Here is an 18,599-nt window from a genome sequence, read left to right as displayed (position 1 = left end):
CCTATTCGGTCAAAAAATGACCGAGACATTAGTCTCGGTCACGGTCTTTCCTGTCCCCGGCAAATGCCCGTTTCAGAGCCTTGTAAGGCTATCAGGCGATTTCGCGCAGCTCACGACGGAGGATTTTACCCACAGGCGTCATCGGTAATGCATCCTTGAGCACAATCTGTCGCGGAATTTTGTATCCGGTGAGGTTTTCCTTGCAGTAGGCCTTGAGTTCCTCGACCGACAGGCTGGGGTCGCGGGCCACCACGAACAGCTTCACCGCCTCGCCGGACTTCTCGTCGGGAATGCCCACTGCCGCGCAACTGGCCACCTTCGGATGGGCCATCACCACGTCTTCGATCTCGTTGGGGTAGACATTGAAGCCGGAGACCAGGATCAGGTCCTTCTTGCGATCGACGATGCGCACGAAGCCGTCCTCGTCGATCACCGCGATGTCGCCGGTCTTCAGCCAGCCTTCGGCATCGAGAATCTCCTCGGTGGCCTCGGGACGCTGCCAGTACCCCTTCATCACTTGCGGACCTTTCACGCAGAGTTCGCCACGTTCGCCGACAGGCAGCTCGTTGCCCTGCTCGTCGATCACCTTGAGCGCCGTGCCCACGACCGGTATCCCCACCGTACCCAGGCGTGCCTGCTCGCCGTAGGGGTTGGTGGTCACCACCGGCGAGCATTCGGTGAGGCCATAGCCTTCCACCACGGTGCAGCCGGTGACGCCCTTCCAGCGCTCGGCGGTGGCGCTGACCAGTGCGGTGCCGCCGGAGTTGGTGAGCTTCAGGTTGGAGAAATCGACGTCCTTGAACCCGGGGTGCTCCATCAGCGCGACGAACAGGGTGTTGAGGCCGAGCAGCGCGGAGAAACGCCACTTCTTCAGTTCCTTGACGAAACCGGGGATGTCGCGCGGGTTGGTGATCAGCACGTTATGGTTGCCGCTGACCATCATGCACATGCAGTTCGCGGTGAAGGCATAGATGTGGTAGAGCGGCAGCGGCGCGATCATCACCTCCTGCGCCTCCTTCATCAGCGGCAGGCCATCCTTGCCGAGCTGGGAAAGCTGGGCGTGGACCTGCAGCATGTTCGCCACCAGGTTGCCGTGGGTGAGCATCGCCCCCTTCGAGACCCCGGTGGTGCCGCCGGTGTACTGCAACACGGCGACATCCTCCAGGCCGACCCTGACCGGCTGCAGGGCATGGCCCTGGCCTTGCTTCAAGGCCTGCCTGAACGGCAGCGCCTGGGGCAAGCGATAATCGGGGACCATCTTCTTCACCGACTTCACCACGCTGTTCACCAGCCAACCCTTCAGCGCCGGCAACAGGTCGCCCATGCGCGCCTCGATCAGGTACTCGATCCGCGTATCCGGGAGCACTTCCTCGACCAGCTTGCCGAACACGTTCAGGTAGACCAGCGCACGCACGCCGGCGTCCTTGAACTGGTGGCGCATTTCGCGGGCGGTGTACAGCGGATTGGTGTTGACCACCACCAGCCCCGCGCGCAAGGCGCCGAACACCGCGATGGGATATTGCAGGACATTGGGCATCTGCACCGCGATGCGGTCGCCGGGCTGGAGATCGGTCTGTTTCTGCAGGTAGGCGGCGAAGGCGGCGGACAGACGATCGAGTTCGGCGTAGCTGAGCGTCACGCCGAGATTGCTGAAGGCCGGGCGGTCGGCGAATTTCTTGCAGGAGCGCTCGAAGACCTCGACCACGGAACGGTAGGCGGCGAAGTCGAGACTGTCGGGTACGCCGGCCGGGCGTTTGTCGTTCCAGAATTCAGGTTGCATTTATTCTTGTCCTCTTACCTGAGCGGGTCTGGCCCGCATGTGCGGGGCATCGGGCAACTTAGCAGTTGCGTAGGACAGCGCAAATACTCCTCCTGCCCTTATTGATAGTGTGAATCTCCAGCCTGTCGCTCTTCGCCGCCCGCCATTCCAGAGCGGCCCGTGCCCAAGGGTGGCGCTTTTGCGGGACGAAGCCGCGTACGCTGCTAGAATGCGCCGGAACGCGTCCGTCCGGCACAAGGAACGAACATGCCCGCCGCTGCCTACTGGCTCCCCGCCAGCGACGAAACCCCGCTGTACACCCGCCACTGGCCGAGCGCAACGGCCGTCGGCGCGGTGATGCTGTCCCACGGCATGGCCGAGCACGCCGGTCGCTACGAGCGTCTCGCCGCCGCGCTGAACGCTGCCGGCTACCACTTCTATGCGATCGACCAGCGCGGCCACGGCCGGACCGCCGAAGCCGACGAGCTGGGCCACTTCGCCGACCAGGGCGGCTGGGGCAAGGTGGTCGGCGACCTGGCCAGCCTGAACCACCATATCCGCCAGCAGCACCCGGAACTGCCGATCTTCCTGCTGGGCCACAGCATGGGCAGCTACATCTCCATGGCCTACCTGCTGCACCACAGCTGCAGCCTGCAAGGGGCGATCCTTTCCGGCTCCAACTACCAGCCGCAAGCGCTCTACCGGGTCGCCCGCCTGATCGCCCGCTTCGAGCGCTGGCGCCAGGGGCCGCTGGGCAAGAGCGCGCTGATCGACTTCCTCTCGTTCGGCTCGTTCAACAAGGCGTTCAAGCCCAATCGCACGGCCTTCGACTGGCTCAGTCGCGATCCGCAGGAAGTCGACAGGTACGTGGCCGACCCGCTGTGCGGCTTCCGCTGCAGCAACCAGTTGTGGGTGGACCTGCTCGGCGGCCTGGCCGATATCACCCCGCCCACCCACCTGCGGCAGATCGATGCCGACCTGCCGCTGCTGATCATCGGCGGCGAACGCGACCCGGTCAGCCAGGGCAAGCGCCTGGGCGACCTGACCGACGCCCTGCGCGGTGCCGGGCTGCGCCAGGTGACCCTGAAGACCTATCCCGAGGCCCGTCACGAGCTGTTCAACGAGAGCAACCGCGACGCGGTCACCCAAGACCTGATCGACTGGCTGGAACAGGCCCTGCGCCACCGCCGGGATCATTCGACAAAGGAGAGAACATGAGCCAGGTCCAGAACATTCCCTACGCCGAGCTAGAGGTCGGGCAAAAGGCCGAGTACACCAGCAGCATCGCCGAGCGCGACCTGCAGTTGTTCGCCGCAGTCTCCGGCGACCGCAACCCGGTGCATCTGGACGCCGCCTACGCGGCCACCACCCAGTTCAAGGAACGCATCGCCCACGGCATGCTCAGCGGCGCCCTGATCAGCGCGGCGATCGCCACCGTGCTGCCCGGCCCAGGCACCATCTATCTCGGCCAGACCCTGCGCTTCACCCGTCCGGTCAAGCTCGGCGACGACCTGAAGGTCGAACTGGAAGTCCTCGAGAAGCTGCCGAAGAACCGCGTGCGCATGGCCACGCGGGTGTTCAACCAGGCAGGCAAGCAGGTGGTCGACGGCGAAGCGGAGATCATGGCGCCGGAAGAGAAGCTCAGCGTCGAGCTGGCCGAACTGCCGCCGATCAGCATCGGCTGAGCGGCTTTCCCTACCGTCGGGCCATCCGGCCCGGCGGACTTGCCGGGCCGCCGCGCGCTGCTCTACCCTGTCCGCTGTCTTACCTCAATCATCAGGGATAACCGAAGGCACTCCACCGCCCGAAACCCCTTACCGGGAATCGGAGCCGCCATGGACCTTCGCTTGCTGTTGCTATCCCTGACCACCTTCGCCGCCGGCCTGGCGGAAAGCATCCTGATCGGCATCCTGCCGCCCCTGGCTGAAGACCTGCGGGTCTCCATCAGCCTGGCCGGCCAGCTCACCACCCTGTTCTCCCTCGGCTTCGCCCTCGCCGCACCGCTGCTCGGCTGGCTGACCCGGCGCATCGAACGCCGCCGCCTGCTGCTGGCGACCCTGCTGCTGTTCGCCCTCAGCAACGCGCTCGCCGCCCTCGCTCCGGGCTATCTCGGCCTGCTCCTGGCTCGCCTGGGAATGTCGGCCTGTTGCGGGCTGCTGATCGTCCTCGCCAGCCTGCTCGCCGCCGAGCTGGCCGCCCCGGCCCAGCGCGGCCGGGCGATCGGCCTGATCTTCATGGGCATCAGCGGTTCGCTGGTGTTCGGCGTGCCACTGGGCGTACAGATCAGCGACTGGTTCGGCTGGCGCTGGATCTTCGCCGGCATCGCGGTCTATTCGCTGCCCTTGTGCCTGCTGCTCTGGCGCTACCTGCCGCAACGCCAGGCCGGCGACCTGCCCGGCCGCGAAGGCTACCTGCGGCAGTTGCGCCAGCCCGCGCTGTGGCTCGCGCAACTGGTATCGATCCTGTTGCTCGGCGGGCACTTCACCCTGTTCGCCTATTTCACCCCGTACCTGGCGAGCATGGCCGGTATTCGCTCGCCCAGCGAGATCAGCCTGATCCTCCTGCTGATCGGCCTGGCAGCGCTGAGCGGCGGCTATATCGGCGGCTGGCTGGCCGACCGCCTCGGCCACCGGCGCGCCCTGCGTCTGGTACCGGCGGCCTTCGCCCTGGCGCTGGCGGCGGTGCCGCTGAGCCTGGGCAGCATCGGGTTCCTGCCGGTACTGATGGTCTGGAGCGCGATCAGCTGGATGATCTCGCCGGTGGTGCAGAGCTTCCTGCTGCGCAGCGATCCGGCCAGCGGTTCCGCCGGCGTCGCCCTGAACACCTCGGCCATGCACCTGGGCGTGGGCCTCGGCGCGGCGCTGGGCGGCCTGGTGGTGGCGGCACTGGGAGTCGCCGCGACGCCCTGGGTCGGCCTCGCCCTGGTGCTGGCGGCGCTGGCCTGCGCGCTTGGCGCCAGCACGCTGGATGGCGCCACGCAAGCGCTGCCGTTCAGTCCCCCTGCACGGTGACGCTGGCGGTCATCCCGGCGCTCAGGTGGACATCCGCCGGCACCTGGTCGAGGCGGATGCGCACCGGAATGCGCTGCGCCAGGCGCACCCAGTTGAAGGTCGGCTCGACATTGGCCAGCAACTGGCCGTCCGGCGTCGAGTTGCGGTCGGTGATACCGCTGCTGATGCTCTCCACCGTGCCGTCGATCGGCTGATCGCCGCTCATCAGGCGGACCTGGGCGCGCATGCCGACGCGGATGCCGGGCAGCTTGGTTTCCTCGAAGTAGGCGACCACATAGAAGGACTGCTGGTCGACCAACGCCATCACCGCCTGGCCCGCCGTGGCGTAGTTGCCCTGGGCCAGGCGCAGGTTGGTCACCTGGCCGTTGCGCGCGGCGCGCAGCTCGCTGCGCTTGAGGTTGAGTTCGGCGATCTTCACCTGGGCCAGCGCCTCCTGGTACTCGCTGCGAGCGATGGCGGCATTGATCTGGGCGTTTTCCTTGTCCTCGGCGCTGATCGCGCCGATGCCCAGGCGGCTGCGCCGGGCCGCCTCGTTCTGGCGCAACAGGTATTGCTGGTGACGGGTCTCGGCGACGGCGCGGGCCTGCTCCAGGTTGGCCTGGTAGCGTTCCTGGTCGATGCGCATCAGCACGTCGCCGACCTTGACCACCTGGTTGTCCTTGACCTCCAGGTCGGTCACCCAGCCGGACACGTCCGGCGCCACCACCACCACGTCGGCCCGCACCCGGGCATCGCGGGTCCAGGGCGAGAGCATGTAGTAGCGCCAGAGCCAGATGCCGGCGAGGACAGCGGCAGCGACCACCAGCAGGGTGACGACGACGCGAAGCGATGCACGCATGCGAATCTCCTTCTCGGGGCGACGATTCAGGTCGTAGCCGCCCAGGTAATGCCACTCAACATCAAAATGAACAGGGCGCAGTCGAACAGCGCCTCGTGCCAGACCCAGCGACGCAACGGCGTTTTCTGGATCAGCACCCGCAGCGCGGCGGTGGCCGCCAGCGCCAGCAGGGCATAGACGAACAGCGGGCTGAGGTAGACGCCGCCCCAGGCCGATTCATGCAGACTCATGGCTTTCCTCCTGATGGCACCACTGCTGCCAGGTGAACAGCAGTTGCGCCAGGGCCGCGCGCGCCAGGCGGCTGGCTTCGTCGTCGTGGCGAGCGTCACGCTCCAGGGCTTCGCGCAACGGCAGGCTGATCCGCTCCAGGCGGTCACTGCGCGGACCCGCGGGACCGGCCTCAAGCAGTTCGCCCAGTTCCCCGAGGAAGCGGTCGCGCGCCTTGCGCAGGACGCCACGGGCGCCTTCCAGGCAGGCCCGCAGGTGGATCAGTTCGTTACCCAGGTCGAGCGCCAGGAGGCCATCGTCCCAACGCCGCCGCTCCTGCTCCGGCAACAGGTTGGCGTGCCGCGCCAGGCGCAACAGGCGGTCGGCCATGCGCCCGCCGAACCAGTTCTCCGCCTGCGCCAGCGGGCGCCGGGTGAGGCGGCCGAGATCGACGCAGGTGGCGTCCAGCAGGCGTCGGGTCAGCCAGCCCGGACGCAAGGTCAGCAAGCGGAAGATCACCACCGCGAAGCCGACTCCGATCAGCACGCCCTGGGCGGAATTCAGCAGGGTCGCGAGGTTGTAGTCCATCTGGTTGCGCGGCGCGACCAGGACGATGAAGTGGATCGCGAACGAGGTGGCGGTGCCGGCGGTAACCGGTACGGCCATGCCCAGGGTGGCGAAGAACAGCGGCACGCCCATCGCCAGGCAGAGCAGCGGGAAGCCATTCCACTGCGGCAGCAGCCACTGGCTGACCAGCATCGCCGCCGGGATCGCGTAGACGATGCCGCGCAGGAAGCTCAGGCCGATGGCCACCGCGTTGTCGCGGTTGGCGAACAGGCTGCACACCACCGCCGCCAGCAGCATCGCGCCGGACGCCGCCGGCCACGCGGTATAGATCCAGTAGACCGACAGCCCGAGCAACGCCAGGGCGCTACGCGCGCCGTAGAACAGCGCCATCTGCAGGTCGCGGTGCCAGGACAGGGTGCCGGCGCTGCCCACCCGCCCCTCGACCTCGCCGCTGGCCACCGCGCGCATGCCCTTCTCGGCATTCACCGCCTTGAGCAGCAGCACCGAGCAGCGGGTCAGCAGGTAACGCTGGTCGTTGCTCCACTGCGGCTCGACCGCGACCTGCGCCAACTCCTCGCGCAGCGCCAGCATCGACGCCGGATCGGCCCCTTCCAGGGCGCTGGCCAGCGCGGCCAGCCAGCGCTCCACCCGGCGCTCTTCCTCTTCGCTCAGCCGCGCCCGTTGCCGGGCCACGCCGCGCGCGGTGCGCAACAGGCTGAGCAGGTCGCGCGAGAGCAACGCCAGGGCGCCGGCCCGGCGCCGCCCGCGCTCGCCTTCGAACCAGGCATGGTCGCGCTGCGCATCGACCTCGACGATCTTGCTTAGCGCGTTGAGCAGCCCCTGCGGCTGCCGCTGGCGCGGGTCGATCTCGCCGCGCGCGGCCTGCATGCCCAGCAGCCAGGTGGCGTGGGCCTGCTTGTCGAGGTTCTGCTCGACCCGCTGCGGCCAGAGGATCGCACTGACCGCCGAGGCGCAGATGATCCCCAGGCAGATCTCGGTACAACGCGCCACCGCCTGCTCGAAGACCAGCAGCGGCTGGTCCACCGCCGGCAGGCCAATGATCGCTACCGTATAGCCGGAAAGTACGAAGGCATAGGAAACGTGGTTGCGCAGGGAGGTCGAGGCCGCCGTGCAGAGCCCCAGCCAGAGCGAGATGGCCAGCAGGAACAACCAGGGCGCCTGGGCGAACAGCGCGATCATCAACACCGACATCGCGGTGCCGACCAGGGTGCCGAGCAGGCGGAACAAGCCCTTCGCCACCACCATGCCGGACAACGGCTGGGACACGATCAGCACGGTCATCAGCGCCCATTGCGGCTGCTCCAGGTCGAAGCGAAAGGCGCACCACAACGCCAGGCCGCCGGCCAGGAGCGTCTTGATGGCGAACTTGAGCGCCAGCGTCGAGGGTGCCAGGAACGGCTTCCAGTGAATGGGCACAGGGTCTTCCGAAACGGGGTCTACATCAGCATAGATAGCCGGCGAACGCCGAGGCGATATGTGCAGCCTATATTATTAGGCTGCTAACAATATCGTCCAGCGACATTCGTAGTATCCCGATCGCTGCGCCGGTGTTTTTCCAGGCGCAAAAAAAACGGGCGACCGAAGTCGCCCTAAGTGCCTTGCGTGCTCTGTGTATCCGGGAGGATCAGCCTTTGCGGCTATGGGAATCCTTCCAGATGAAGTAACCGACCCCACCGAAGAAAGCGACCATGAGGCCTACTGTAAGAATCCCTGCGAGAACCACTTCGTCGATGAACATGTTGATGGCCTCCAGTTGCCGGTTGGGTGTTGCTCGATGGGCTCAGATTAGCGAGGCGCGGCGGCGCAATATTGACCTGGATCAATCGCCCGGACGGGCTTTTTCGGCCAGGTGCATGACACTGACCCAGGTCAAGTTTCGCAGGAGGGAGAATGCGGTCGGACGCCGCAGATAACCGGGAAAAACCTGCCCGATCGCCGCACGTTGCCCGCAGGAATGCGCCGCCGGCGAACGCGGCGGCGGAGGCTTCAGCGCTTCTTCGGCTTGCCTTTCGGCTTCTTCCGCGGCTTGCCCAGCGGCAACACCTGTTCGAAGGCCTTGCGGACCTCCTGCAGGCGCTTCTCGTGCACGTCGTGGATGCGCTTGTCGCGCTCGGCGCTGAGGTCGATCACCTTGTCGTCGTCGTTCATGGCTGGGGGTACACCAGGCGGAAGGTCAGGTTCAAACGGGGCATGCAGGAGCGGCGGGTCTTCGCCACCTGATGTTGCCAATGATGCTGGGTTGCGCCGCGCATGACCAGCAGGCTGCCATGGGTCAGTTCCAGAGAGTGGGCGATGCGGGTCTGGCCCTTGCGCCGCAGGTCGAAGCGGCGGCTGCCGCCGAGACTGAGCGAGGCGACCAGCGGATCGCGGCGCAGCTCTGGCTCGTCGTCGCTGTGCCAGCCCATGGAGTCCTGGCCGTCGCGGTAGTAGTTCAGCAGCACGCCGTTGACCCGCTGGCCGACCTCGCGCTCCACGCGCTCGCGGATCTCGCCGAGCAACGCGGTCCATGGCAGCGGCCGGTGGACCTGGCCGGAATAACGGTAGGCGGCGTCAGGGTCGCCGTACCAGGCCACCAGGCGCGGGGTCGGATGCTCCTCGCCATGGATGCGCAGGATCGGCTGTTCCCAGGGCGTTTCCTGTTCCAGGCGCAACAGCCAGGCGCTCGCCAGCGGCGCATCCAGCCAATGCGGGAGATAGCGCAGGTCGGCGTCCGGCAGGGTCAGGGGTGCGTCGGCGAACAGGTCCATGGGCCGCAGGTTACTACGCCGCAAGGCCGCTGCTGAAGCCTGGAAAACCAGGGTTACACTTCGATGTCGATCAATTGTCCCTTGCGCGGCAGCTCGTCCGCCTGGGCGCTCTCCCCCGCCTCGTCAGCCGGCGCCTCGTCCCCCTCGTCGCTCCGCGCGTGCGCCTCGCCGCCCTGGCGGCGCTGGCGACGGCGGTATTCCTCTTCCAGCCAGCTTTCCTCGTCGCGCTCCTGGCGCAAGGCGACGCCATCGCTGCCCGCGCCAGCCTGGGTCGGCGCGACCGGCGGCGTGGCCGGACGGGGCTTGGGCGGGTCCTGCTGGACGGTGACCGGGATCAGGCCCTGGGGGATCGGCGGAAGCATGCAGGCAACCTCTCTGGGTAGTGCCGCGTCATGGGTTCTCGCAGCGTGCCGGTTTGCGGCGTTCTTCTACAAGGGTTATCGGTCGACCCGCCGCTCGACTTGAGAACCAGCCGCCAGGCGGTCGCTCCCGTACCGACGGACGGCTCTCCGACGAAGCCGTGGCGCAACACGCAATCCATCGCCAAGCGTCGCTCAACGCCACGCGTTGCGGTACCATACCCGGCTTTTTTGGGAGGTGGACATGGCGCAGTATCAACCGGGGCAACGCTGGATCAGCGACAGTGAAGCGGAATTGGGCCTGGGGACCATCCTGGCCCAGGATGGCCGCCTGCTCACCGTGCTCTATCCGGCGACCGGCGATACCCGCCAATACGCCTTGCGCAATGCGCCGCTGACCCGCGTGCGCTTCGCCCCCGGCGATGAAGTGACGCACTTCGAAGGCTGGAAGATGACCGTTCGCGAGGTCGAGGAAAGCGAGGGCCTATTGGTGTACCACGGCCTCACCGCGCAGAACGAGCAGCGCACCCTGCCGGAAACCCAGCTCTCCAACTTCATCCAGTTCCGCCTCGCCAGCGACCGTCTGTTCGCCGGACAGATCGATCCCCTGCCCTGGTTCTCCCTGCGCTACCACACTCTCGAACGCCGCAGCCAACTGCTCCAGTCCTCGCTCTGGGGCCTCGGCGGCGCCCGCGCCCAGCCGATCGCCCACCAGTTGCACATCGCCCGCGAAGTCGCCGACCGCATGGCGCCGCGCGTCCTGCTGGCCGACGAAGTGGGCCTGGGCAAGACCATCGAGGCCGGCCTGATCATCCATCGCCAGTTGCTCTCCGGCCGCGCCGGGCGGGTGCTGATCCTGGTCCCGGAAAACCTCCAGCACCAGTGGCTGGTGGAGATGCGCCGGCGCTTCAACCTGCAGGTGGCCCTGTTCGACAAGGAGCGCTTCGCCGAAAGCGATGCCAGCAATCCCTTCGAGGACACCCAGTTGGCCCTGGTCGCCCTGGAGTGGCTGAAGGAAGACGAACGCGCCCAGGACGCCCTGTTCGCCGCCGGCTGGGACCTGCTGGTGGTCGACGAAGCCCACCACTTGGTCTGGCACCAGGACCAGGTCAGCGCCGAATACGCGCTGGTCGAGCAACTGGCGGAGATCATTCCCGGCGTCCTGTTGCTCACCGCGACCCCGGAGCAACTCGGCCAGGACAGCCACTTCGCGCGCCTGCGCCTGCTCGATCCGAATCGTTTCCACGACCTCGAAGCGTTCCGCCGGGAGAGCGAGCAATATCGTCCGGTCGCCGAAGCGGTGCAGGAACTGCTCGACCACGGCAGTCTTTCCGCCGGCGCGCGCAAGGCCATCCACGGCTTCCTCGGCAGCGAGGGCGACGAGCTGCTGGCCAGCGTCGAGGGTGGCGATGAAGAAGCTCGCTCGCGCCTGGTCCGCGAGCTGCTCGACCGCCACGGCACCGGTCGCGTGCTGTTCCGCAACACCCGTGCCGCCGTGCAGGGCTTCCCCCAGCGCGAACTGCACGCCTATCCGTTGCCGATGCCGAGCCAGTACGAGGAATTGCCGGCCGGCGAACACCCGGACCTGTATCCGGAAGTGAATTTCCAGCAGCAGTGGGAAGACGGCGACGACAACAACCGCTGGTGGCGCTTCGACCCGCGCGTCGAGTGGCTGATCGATACCCTGAAGATGCTCAAGCAGTTCAAGGTCCTGGTCATCTGTGCCCACGCCGAGACGGCCCTCGACCTGGAAGACGCCCTGCGCCTGCGTTCGGGCATCTCCGCCACGGTGTTCCACGAAGGCATGAGCATTCTCGAGCGCGACCGCGCCGCCGCCTACTTCGCCGACGAAGAGTTCGGCGCCCAGGTGCTGATCTGCTCGGAAATCGGCAGCGAAGGCCGCAACTTCCAGTTCGCCCACCATCTGGTGCTGTTCGACCTGCCGGCCCACCCGGACCTGCTCGAGCAGCGCATCGGCCGCCTCGACCGGATCGGCCAGCGACACACCATCCAGTTGCACGTACCGCACCTGGAGAACAGCGCCCAGCAGCGCCTGTTCCAGTGGTATCACCAGGCGCTGAACGCCTTCCTCAATACCTGCCCCACCGGCAACGCCCTGCAACACGAGTTCGGCCCGCGCCTGCTGCCGCTGCTCGACGGCGGCGAGGACAAGGCCTGGGACGCGCTGCTCGCCGAAGGCCGCGCCCGTCGCGAAGCCCTCGAAGCGGAGCTGCACAGCGGTCGCGACCGCCTGCTCGAGCTGAACTCCGGCGGCGCCGGCGAAGGCGAGGCGCTGGTGGAGGCCATCGAGGAACAGGACGACGACTTCGCCCTGCCGATCTACATGGAGCGCCTGTTCGACGCCTACGGCATCCACAGCGAAGACCATTCGGAAAATGCCCTGATCCTCAAGCCAAGCGAGAAGATGCTCGACGCCGGCTTCCCCCTCGGCGACGACGAAGGCGTGACCATCACCTACGACCGTGCCCAGGCGCTGGCCCGCGAGGACATGCAGTTCCTCACCTGGGAACATCCGATGGTTCAGGGCGGCATGGACCTGGTGCTGTCCGGCTCGATGGGCAACACCTCGGTGGCGCTGATCAAGAACAAGGCGCTGAAGCCCGGCACCGTGCTGCTCGAACTCCTGTTCGTCAGCGAAGCCGTGGCACCGCGCGCCCTCCAGCTCGGCCGCTGGCTGCCGCCGCAGGCCCTGCGCTGCCTGCTCGACGCCAACGGCAACGACCTGGCCGGCCGGGTGTCCCTGGAAACCCTCAACGACCAGCTGGAAAGCGTGCCACGGGTCAGCGCCAACAAGTTCGTCCAGGCCCAGCGCGATGTGCTGGCCAAGCAGTTCGACGTGGCCGAGGGCAAGATCGTCCCGCGCCACGAGGAACGCGTGGCCAGGGCCAAGCAGCAGTTCGCCGCCGCCATGGACGAGGAACTGGCGCGCCTGACCGCGCTCAAGGCGGTCAACCCGAGCGTCCGCGACAGCGAGCTGGACAGCCTGCGCACCCAGCGCGAGGAAGGCCTGGCCCTGCTCGACAAGGCCTCCCTGCGCCTCGAGGCGATCCGCATCCTGGTCGCCGGCTGACGCCCGGCAACGGCTGCGCGAAACGAGAAGCCATGGGCATCCCCCATGGCTTCTTTCATTTCATTTCCAGCGAAGGCCGCAACGGCGAATGGCCGCGCGGCGACCGTTCGCCCCGTTCCCCGGCCCCCGCCGGGCCGCGAGCCAGGCGTCGCAGCGGAATCGCGACGGTCGCCCTGCGACTTATTGACCTCCGGCAAAGGTCCGCCGGCCGCGAGGGTCTACAGTGTCCTTGAAGTTTCAAGAACGCCCGGCGGGCGGACACTCACTCTGGAGGGACACCTTATGTACGATCGCATTCTGGTAGCCGTGGACGGCAGCCCGGTCTCCGACCGCGCCCTGGAAGAGGCCATCAAGCTGGCCGGCCTCAGCGGCGGCAAGCTGCGCGTCATCACCATCGTCGACAGCCCGCTGCGCCACCTTCCCGACTACGCGGTGTACTACAACCCCGAGCCGCTGCGCGAAGCCGCGCTGAAAGCCGCCGATGACGTCCTGGCCAAGGCCCGCGAGAAGGTCGAGGCGAGCAACGTCGAAGGCGCCACCTTCGATCGCGTCTGCCAGGAGCGCGCCAGCGAGGAAATCGCCGAGCGCATCGAGCTCGAGGCCCAGGCCAGCGATGCCGACGTGGTGGTCATGGGCACCCATGGTCGTCGCGGCATGCGCCGCCTGATGCTCGGCAGCGTGGCGGAAGGCCTGATCCGCGTGGCTTCGCGTCCGGTCCTGCTGGTCCGCGACAAATAAGGCGAAAGCCGACGAAAAAGGCCGTGGGGGGAATCCTCCACGGCCTTTTTTCTTTCAGCCCCCGTCGCTCACTGGGCTGCCCTGGGCGCGCGGCAACTGGCGAAGATGTCCAGCGCCGGCTGGTACAGCGAAGTCTGTACGTCCAGCAGGCCGAGCACCGAGTGGAACAGGTTGTCGTGGCTCAGGTCCTTGTCGTCGCGCTTGCCGTCCAGGCAACTGCGCTGGATGCCCCAGTTGCCCAGCGCCTGCGGGGCGAACCACATGACCATCGGCACGTGGATCTGCGCCTGGGGCGCGATCGAATAGGGCGCCGCGTGCAGGTAGACGCCATTCTCGCCCAGCGACTCGCCGTGGTCGGACACGTAGATCATCGCCGTATCGCGCTTGTCGGCATTCCGCTTGAGCAATTCGATCACCTTCGTCAGGAAGTGGTCGGTATAGAGGATGGTGTTGTCGTAGACGTTCACCAGCTCTTCCTTGCTGCAACTGCCGAGCTGGTTGGTCCGGCATACCGGCTGGAAGCGTTCCATCTCCTTCGGGTAGCGCTCGTAGTACTCGGGACCGTGGCTGCCATCGGAGTGCAGGACGATGATGGCGTCGTCCTGCAACCCGTCGATGTACTCCTGCAGGCCTACCAGCAGCGACTCGTCCAGGCAGTTCTTGCCGTCGCAGAACGGACTCGGCTGGGTCTTCGGGATGTCCCGGTTGGGCACCCGCAGGCAGGTGCCCTTGCAGTCGCTGTTGTTCTCCAGCCACAACACCTGCACGCCGGCACGCTGGAGAATGTCCAGCAGGCCTTCGTGGGTCTTGGCCTTCTTGTCGCTGTAGTCCTCGCGCGGGTACTGGGAGAACATGCAGGGCACCGAGACCGCGGTGGAAGTGCCGCAGGAACGGACCTGGGTGAAGTTGACGATGTCCTGCTTGCTCAGCTCCGGGTTGGTCTCGCGGGCGTAGCCGTTCAGCGAGAAATGGTCGGCACGGGCGGTCTCGCCGACCACGAACACCAGCAGCGATTTCTTCTGTCGCTGCAGCGCAGCCGGCGCCTGGCGGGCGTCCAGGCCGATCGGCTCGACCACCAGGTGCTCCTTGATCACCAGGCGCTGCTTGGCGTACTTGCCCACCGCGTAGATGTAGTTGGTCGGGTTGATGAAGTGGGTCAGCTTGTCTTCCTCGCGGAAGATCGGCGCGTAGGTGGAATAGAAGCTGCCTACCATTACCGCGACGATCAGCAGGCAGCCGAGCAGCGTCAGGATCTTGTTCAGCAGGCCGCGGAAGAACGGCCGGTAGCGTACCGGCCAGAGCCAGATCAGCAGCGAAGGCAGGACACCGAGCAGCAGCAGGTAGCCGAGCAGGGTCGGGTTGACCAGGTCGCCGGCCTCGGTGGCGTTGGTCTCGAAGACGTTCTGCACCATCACCGTGTCGATGCTGATGCCGTAGCTACCCATGAAGTAGGTCGCGCCGGCCGAGCACAGGGCGACCAGGGTCAAGGCCGGCTTGAGCAGCGGGCGGAAGGAAACCAGGGTCAGCAGGAGCGTGAAGGCGGCCCACAGGAACGCCGCGAACGAAGCGAAGAACGCGAAGCCCTTCAAGCCTTGCAGCGGCACCAGGCCATGCAGGGCCTTCCAGGTCGCCGCGTTGTAGAACACCACCAGAACCAGCGCGAACAGCATCACCAGCCGGGTCGAACCGATAGCCGGCAAGAAACGCTTGATACCCCCACCCATTGAAGCAACTCCTGAAACGTAACGGACCGCCGCCACCCCCCGTGGCGGGGCGCCCGAACTCTATCGGGCGCCTGGTCAAAATTTCGTGAAGCCTCGCGAGCCCTCGCGGGCGCAGCGATCATGCCCGTGGCGATGGAGCCGGAACAAGCTCAGCTATGCCTTTTCTCCCCGGGAAAATGCCGAAACCGGCCGTATGTCGGCGGCCAGCGACTTCCTTCCATGCCGACCTTGCAGGTGGCTCCCGCTATCTATACTGGAAGCACAATGCCACCCCCAGCCCGCACCCGCGCCGTCCGCGGGTTTTCCGTGTCCAGGGAGACACCGCTATGGATTGGCAAGGCCTGCGCTTCCTCGGAGAGTCTCCCGTCGACGGCTACGTGCTGCAGAACTGCACCTATTCGCCATCGCTGGTGGCGCTCGCCTTCCTCGTCGCCTGCCTCGCCGGGTACACGGCACTGGACATGGTCGAGCGGGTCGGCAACAGCCTGAGCCACCCGCGCCTCTGGCAATGGATCGGGGCGTTCTGCCTGGGCAGCGGCATCTGGGCCACGCATTTCGTCGCCATGCTCGCGTTCCACGCGCCGATCGCCCTGCGCTACGACCTGCCGATCACCGGCCTGTCGCTGCTGATCGCCGTCGCCGCCTCGTACCTGGCGATGTACATGACCGCCCGCCCGCGCTTCGGCGTGCTGCCCTGCCTGCTCGCCGCCTGCTGCATCGGCCTGGGCATCGCTGCCATGCACTACACCGGGATGGCGGCGATGCGCTCGGTGGCCACCCAGTACTACCAGCCATCGCTGTTCGCCCTTTCGGTACTGATCGCCATCGGCGCCGCCTTCACCGCCCTCGCCGCGGTCCCCTACCTGCGCGGCCGGCGCAGCGCGCGCTACCGCTACATGAAACTGATCGCCAGCCTGCTGCTGGCCGGCGCCATCGCCGCCATGCATTTCACCGGGATGGCCGCGCTGGTGCTCAGCGTACCCGCCGGCACGCCGCTGGAACTGCAAGCCAGCGCCGACTCGCTGCGCCTGGGCTGGCTCACCGGAGTGCTCGCCAGCGCCATCGCCGCCTGCGGCATCTGGGCCGCATGGTCGGAGAAACAACGGGAGCGCCGGCTCAGCGAAAACAGCCGGGTCAACGCCCTGCTCAACCAGCTCGACCACGCCCACGCCTCGCTGCGCCAGATGGCTCGCTACGACAGCCTGACCGGCCTGCAGAACCGCACGGCATTCAACGAAGTGTTCGTCCAGCACCTGGAGAATTGTCGCCTGAGAGGCAAGGGCCTGGCGGTGATGTTCCTCGACCTCGATCACTTCAAGCGGATCAACGATTCCCTCGGCCACGACTCTGGCGACCAACTGCTGAAGATCGTCTCCGAACGCATCCGCAGCGTGTTGCGCGATAGCGACGTGGTGGCGCGCTTCGCCGGCGACGAGTTCTGCGTGCTCGCCGACCTCACCCAGGACCACGAGGCGCACATCCTCTCGCAACGCCTGATGCAGAAGATGAAGGAACCCATCGCCCTGGACGGGCGCACCCTGGTGATGACCGCCAGCGTCGGCGTCAGCCTCTACCCGAACGACGGCGAGCAGTGCGAGGAGTTGCTGAAGAACGCCGGCCTGGCCCTGCACCAGTCCAAGGCCTGCGGGCGCAACAACGCGCAGTTCTTCAGCCGGCAACTGCTGGTGCGGGCGACCCAGGAACTGCAGATGGAGGAGGAACTGCGCCAGGCCCTGCGCGACGACCAACTGGAGCTGCACTACCAGCCGATCCTCGCCCTCGCCGACGGCGAGGTACACCAGTTGGAGGCATTGGTGCGCTGGCGCCATCCGACCCAGGGCCTGCTCGGTCCGGACCGCTTCATCGGCCTGGCCGAAGCCAACGGCATGATCGACCAGCTCGACGACTGGGTGCTGCGACGCGCCTGCCGCGACCTGCGCAGCCTGCACCTGGCCGGCCACGAACGGCTGCGGGTGGCGGTCAACTGCTGCGCCAGCAATCTCGGCCGGGCCAGCCTGGTCGACGAAGTCCGTCATGCGCTGGAGCAGGCCGGGCTGGCGGCGTGCTTCCTCGAACTGGAGGTGACCGAGGACGCGCTGATGTACAACATCGACCAGACCATCCCGCTGCTCGAACGCCTCCGCGAGCTGGGCGTCAGCCTGTCGATCGACGACTTCGGCACCGGCTATTCGTCGCTCGCCTACCTGCGGCGCCTGCCGCTGGACGCGCTGAAGGTGGATCGCTCGTTCATCATGGACATCCCCGCCTCGCAGCGGGACATGGAAATCGCCCAGGCGATCATCGCGATGGCCCAGAAGCTCCATCTGAAAGTCGTCGCCGAGGGCGTGGAGACCCCGCAGCAACTGGCGTTCCTGCGGGAGAACCATTGCGAGCTGGTACAGGGCTACCTGTTCAGCCGGCCGCTGCCGCTGGCGGCCCTGGAAGAGTTCCTCCGCGCCTACCGCTTCGACGCCGCGCCGCCGCTGCGCAGCCTGAACCAGGCCTGAGGTTCACTCGACGGCGGTCCGGTATTGCTCCACCAGGGTCGCCGGATCGCGTTCGAGATAGCCCTGGCTGCCGTGCAGACGCATCAACTGCGCGGCCAACCCACTCATCGGGGTGGCCGCGCCTTGCTCGCGGGACAGCTTCACCGCGGTATCGAGATCCTTGAGCAGGGTCCGTACGTGCCACTTGACCGGCTCGTAACGGCTCTCGGCCATTTGCGGGGCGAGGATCTGCAACGGCTTCGAGTCGGCGAAGCCGCCCGCCAGCGCCGGAGCGACCAGGCTGGCGTCGACCCCGGCCCGCTCCGCCAGCGCCACCACTTCGGCGATCACCAGGGCGTTGCAGGCAACGATCATCTGGTTGCAGACCTTGGTCACCTGCCCGGCGCCCACCTCGCCCATGCGCGTCAGGCGCTGGCCAAGCCGGGAGAGGACCGGCCGCAGGCGTTCGATATCCGCTGCGCGTCCGCCGGCCATGATCGCCAGGCTGCCGCTTTCCGCGCCCGGCGTGCCGCCGGAGACCGGCGCGTCGACCCAGCGCACGCCGCAGCGCGCCTCCAGCTCGGCGGCCATCTCGCGGGTGGCGGCCGGCTCGGCGCTGGAGAAATCCACCAGCAACTGCCCGGGCCTGGCGTTCTCGACGATGCCGCCGGCGCCGAACACCACTTCACGCACCGCCGCGGTATCGGCCAGGCAAAGCATCAGGATTTCCGCGTCGGCGGCCAGTTCGGCCGGGACCTCGACGGCTTTCGCGCCCTCGGCCGCGAGCAACTCGCGTTTGCCCGGCGAACGGTTCCACACCGCCAGCGGATAGCCGGCGGCCAGCAGCCGGCGGCACATGGGCACGCCCATCAGGCCGAGACCGGCGAAGGCAAGGGAAGGCAGGGAAGCGGACATGGCGAACTCCAATACGCAGCGAATGGGCACGGGGAGCGCCATATTACCCGCGAGGCGCCGGCGAGCAACGCCGCGACGGCTGCCCAAGCGGGCCGCGCACCACTATACTCCCCGGGTTTTTTCCGCCATTGAACCG

16 protein-coding genes are annotated in these 18,599 nt (G+C 67.0%); 6 read left to right on the top strand and 10 right to left on the bottom strand.

Translation table 11 applies throughout. The features are described from left to right. Positions 1-91: 91 nt before the first annotated feature. Complete coding sequence (fadD2, locus tag AT700_RS08300) at positions 92-1,780, bottom strand: long-chain-fatty-acid--CoA ligase FadD2 (protein WP_003091644.1); 1,689 nt, start codon at positions 1,778-1,780, stop codon at positions 92-94. A gap of 246 nt (positions 1,781-2,026) precedes the next feature. Here fadD2 and AT700_RS08295 point away from each other — a divergent pair, with 246 nt between their 5' ends. From AT700_RS08295 to AT700_RS08285, 3 genes are all read left to right on the top strand, one after another. Continuing rightward, positions 2,027-2,977 (top strand): alpha/beta hydrolase, encoded by a 951-nt coding sequence (locus AT700_RS08295; protein WP_048520873.1) that lies wholly within the window; start codon positions 2,027-2,029, stop codon positions 2,975-2,977. After that, a complete protein-coding gene (locus AT700_RS08290; protein ID WP_003091647.1) occupies positions 2,974-3,444 on the top strand; it encodes a MaoC family dehydratase in 471 nt (156 codons plus the stop codon). Before AT700_RS08295 ends, AT700_RS08290 begins: the two co-directional genes overlap by 4 nt. 150 nt (positions 3,445-3,594) lie before the next feature. Next, positions 3,595-4,770 carry an MFS transporter gene (locus tag AT700_RS08285; RefSeq protein ID WP_003117592.1) on the top strand — a complete coding sequence of 392 codons (1,176 nt, stop codon included), beginning with the start codon at positions 3,595-3,597 and terminating at the stop codon, positions 4,768-4,770. Here the strand turns inward: AT700_RS08285 and AT700_RS08280 are convergent. The 7 genes from AT700_RS08280 to AT700_RS08255 form a co-directional block, all read right to left on the bottom strand. After that, the gene (locus AT700_RS08280) at positions 4,751-5,608 is read right to left on the bottom strand and encodes an HlyD family secretion protein (protein WP_003091654.1); all 858 of its coding nucleotides are present in this window, start codon (positions 5,606-5,608) and stop codon (positions 4,751-4,753) included. The genes AT700_RS08285 and AT700_RS08280 overlap by 20 nt on opposite strands. A gap of 26 nt (positions 5,609-5,634) precedes the next feature. Further along, positions 5,635-5,838: a DUF1656 domain-containing protein gene (locus tag AT700_RS08275; RefSeq protein WP_003091655.1), complete on the bottom strand. Its 204-nt coding sequence runs from the start codon at positions 5,836-5,838 to the stop codon at positions 5,635-5,637. Then, complete coding sequence (locus AT700_RS08270; RefSeq protein WP_003124327.1) at positions 5,825-7,819, bottom strand: FUSC family protein; 1,995 nt, start codon at positions 7,817-7,819, stop codon at positions 5,825-5,827. Before AT700_RS08270 ends, AT700_RS08275 begins: the two co-directional genes overlap by 14 nt. Positions 7,820-8,027: 208 nt before the next feature. Next, positions 8,028-8,141, bottom strand: coding sequence for a cytochrome c oxidase subunit CcoM (gene ccoM / locus AT700_RS30530; protein WP_003091657.1), 114 nt, complete (start codon positions 8,139-8,141; stop codon positions 8,028-8,030). 248 nt (positions 8,142-8,389) lie between these two features. Beyond that, on the bottom strand, positions 8,390-8,551 hold the full coding sequence (locus tag AT700_RS30240) for a hypothetical protein (protein ID WP_003091659.1): 162 nt from the start codon (positions 8,549-8,551) through the stop codon (positions 8,390-8,392). Continuing rightward, positions 8,548-9,150, bottom strand: coding sequence for an alpha-ketoglutarate-dependent dioxygenase AlkB family protein (locus tag AT700_RS08260; RefSeq protein WP_003115462.1), 603 nt, complete (start codon positions 9,148-9,150; stop codon positions 8,548-8,550). The genes AT700_RS30240 and AT700_RS08260 overlap by 4 nt, the downstream gene beginning before the upstream one ends. A 53-nt stretch (positions 9,151-9,203) precedes the next feature. Beyond that, a complete protein-coding gene (locus AT700_RS08255; RefSeq protein ID WP_003091664.1) occupies positions 9,204-9,512 on the bottom strand; it encodes a hypothetical protein in 309 nt (102 codons plus the stop codon). A 235-nt stretch (positions 9,513-9,747) separates the two neighbouring features. Here AT700_RS08255 and rapA point away from each other — a divergent pair, with 235 nt between their 5' ends. Together rapA and AT700_RS08245 are read left to right on the top strand one after the other, a co-directional pair. Further along, positions 9,748-12,600, top strand: coding sequence for an RNA polymerase-associated protein RapA (gene rapA, locus AT700_RS08250; protein ID WP_003119658.1), 2,853 nt, complete (start codon positions 9,748-9,750; stop codon positions 12,598-12,600). Positions 12,601-12,882: 282 nt separating this feature from the next. Continuing rightward, positions 12,883-13,338 carry a universal stress protein gene (locus AT700_RS08245; protein ID WP_003091672.1) on the top strand — a complete coding sequence of 152 codons (456 nt, stop codon included), beginning with the start codon at positions 12,883-12,885 and terminating at the stop codon, positions 13,336-13,338. Positions 13,339-13,406: 68 nt separating this feature from the next. Here the strand turns inward: AT700_RS08245 and AT700_RS08240 are convergent, their stop codons facing one another. Next, positions 13,407-15,062: a phosphoethanolamine transferase gene (locus AT700_RS08240; RefSeq protein ID WP_003091675.1), complete on the bottom strand. Its 1,656-nt coding sequence runs from the start codon at positions 15,060-15,062 to the stop codon at positions 13,407-13,409. Between the two features lie 326 nt (positions 15,063-15,388). On the opposite strand from AT700_RS08240, the gene AT700_RS08235 reads away from it, so the two are divergent. Further along, entirely contained in the window at positions 15,389-17,569 is a 2,181-nt protein-coding gene (locus AT700_RS08235; protein ID WP_023117718.1) for a putative bifunctional diguanylate cyclase/phosphodiesterase, read from the top strand. 3 nt (positions 17,570-17,572) lie between these two features. Here the strand turns inward: AT700_RS08235 and AT700_RS08230 are convergent, their stop codons facing one another. Further along, positions 17,573-18,463, bottom strand: coding sequence for an NAD(P)-dependent oxidoreductase (locus AT700_RS08230; RefSeq protein ID WP_003113156.1), 891 nt, complete (start codon positions 18,461-18,463; stop codon positions 17,573-17,575). Between the last annotated feature and the right edge of the window lie 136 nt (positions 18,464-18,599).

The organism is Pseudomonas aeruginosa (assembly GCF_001457615.1).
GTDB lineage: Bacteria > Pseudomonadota > Gammaproteobacteria > Pseudomonadales > Pseudomonadaceae > Pseudomonas > Pseudomonas aeruginosa.
The sequence above is the reverse complement of the archived record's forward strand: the minus strand, read 5'-3'. Positions and strand labels throughout refer to the sequence as shown.